Below are 1,351 nucleotides of genomic sequence, written 5' to 3'. Positions count from 1 at the left end.
GGGCCAGGACCTTCTCGCTCACACCGGGCACCTGCCGCCGAAGCTCCCCGAAGCGCCGGCGACGGGCAGCAGCGCACGTGGGCCGAGGTAGGTCGGCTGCTGGGCGGCCTCTCCCGGCAGCGTGCCGAGCAGATCTCGCGTGGGGTCTGAGGTCATGTCTCCACGGTCGGGCTCCTCGCGCGCGCCGACCATGAGCCGCCAGTGCAGCCACGATGCGGCCAGTGCACCAGCAGTGCAGCCCCAGTGCAGTAGCCCCTCCCCGGGGCCAGCCGGAGGTCGATAGTGGACGTCGTCGACACGTGGACCGGGCGTCACGCCGCCTCGCTCCAGGCCGCCATGCGGATGACCAACGAGCAGTTCGCCGAACACCTCGGCATCGCCGTCCGCACCGTCGCCACCTGGGCAGCGCAGCCCGACCTCGTGCCGCGCCCCGAGATGCAGCAGGCACTCGACACGACCCTGGAGAAGGCAGGTGAGGCAGTGCGCCGGAGGTTCGCCCTACTGGCACGGCCACCGGTGAGCCCGGCCCCGGCCGCGCAGGCCCTGCGTGTCGCCATCGCGGTCGTCACCCGGCCCGGCGAGGTGCTGCTGGTCTGCCGCCGCGACGGAGACGGCGGCCTCCGCTGGCAGTTCCCCGCCGGCATGGTCAAGCCCGGCCGGGCCACCGGGCAGGTGGCGGTGGAGGAGACCTACGCCGAGACCGGCGTCCACTGCACAGCCCGCAGCGAGTTGGGAAGCAGGCTTCATCCGACCACCGGAGTCGAGGCGCACTACCACCTGTGCGACTACCTCACCGGCGAGGCCAGCAACCGGGACCCCTCGGAGAACACTGACGTGCTGTGGGTGCCCGTGGGGGCGCTCACCAAGTTCATCCCGACCGAGCAGATCTACCCGCCCATCCTGACCGCCCTGGAGGCATCGTGACCGAGTCCACCGAACTGAAGCCGGCCGTCTCCACGGCGATCATCACGCACGCCGGGAAGGTGCTGATGACGCGCCGCCGCGTCGCCGAGGGCGAGCTGTCCTGGCAGTTCCCCGGCGGCGCCATCGAGGCCGGCGAGACCGCCGAGGAAGCGGCCGTCCGCGAGGCCAAGGAGGAGACCGGGCTCACCGTCACCGCAGTCAAGGTCCTCGGGCAGCGCATCCACCCCAAGACGGGGCGCGACATGTCCTACGTGGCCGCCGAACTCGCCGACGGCGAGGCGTACATCGCGGACGCCGAAGAGCTGGACGCCGTCGAGTGGGTCACCCTCGACCGCATCCCCGAGCTGGTCCCCTACGGCCTGTTCGCCCCCGTTCAGGAACACCTCGACGCCGTCCTCGGCTGACGCATGCCGAAGGCGCCCCGCTC

3 protein-coding genes are annotated in these 1,351 nt (G+C 71.9%); 2 read left to right on the top strand and 1 reads right to left on the bottom strand.

Annotated elements, in window-relative coordinates; all coding sequences use genetic code 11:
• Positions 1–18 precede the first annotated feature (18 nt).
• The gene (locus ACFTWP_RS41780; RefSeq protein ID WP_380270403.1) at positions 19–156 is read right to left on the bottom strand and encodes a hypothetical protein; all 138 of its coding nucleotides are present in this window, start codon (positions 154–156) and stop codon (positions 19–21) included.
• Positions 157–282: 126 nt separating this feature from the next.
• On the opposite strand from ACFTWP_RS41780, the gene ACFTWP_RS41775 reads away from it, so the two are divergent.
• Both ACFTWP_RS41775 and ACFTWP_RS41770 read left to right on the top strand, forming a co-directional pair.
• Positions 283–924 carry an NUDIX hydrolase gene (locus ACFTWP_RS41775; protein WP_376957153.1) on the top strand — a complete coding sequence of 214 codons (642 nt, stop codon included), beginning with the start codon at positions 283–285 and terminating at the stop codon, positions 922–924.
• Positions 918–1,328: an NUDIX hydrolase gene (locus ACFTWP_RS41770; RefSeq protein ID WP_380270404.1), complete on the top strand. Its 411-nt coding sequence runs from the start codon at positions 918–920 to the stop codon at positions 1,326–1,328. Before ACFTWP_RS41775 ends, ACFTWP_RS41770 begins: the two co-directional genes overlap by 7 nt.
• The last annotated feature ends 23 nt before the right edge of the window (positions 1,329–1,351 follow it).

This window comes from Kitasatospora sp. NPDC057015 (assembly GCF_042673745.1).
Classification (GTDB): domain Bacteria; phylum Actinomycetota; class Actinomycetes; order Streptomycetales; family Streptomycetaceae; genus Kitasatospora.
This window is presented reverse-complemented; position numbering and strand designations above follow the sequence as displayed.

Bases quoted from the DNA above. Each gene is read 5' to 3' on its own strand.
- ACFTWP_RS41780 (WP_380270403.1), bottom strand. From the start codon at position 156: ATGACCTCAGACCCCACGCGAGATCTGCTCGGCACGCTGCCGGGAGAG.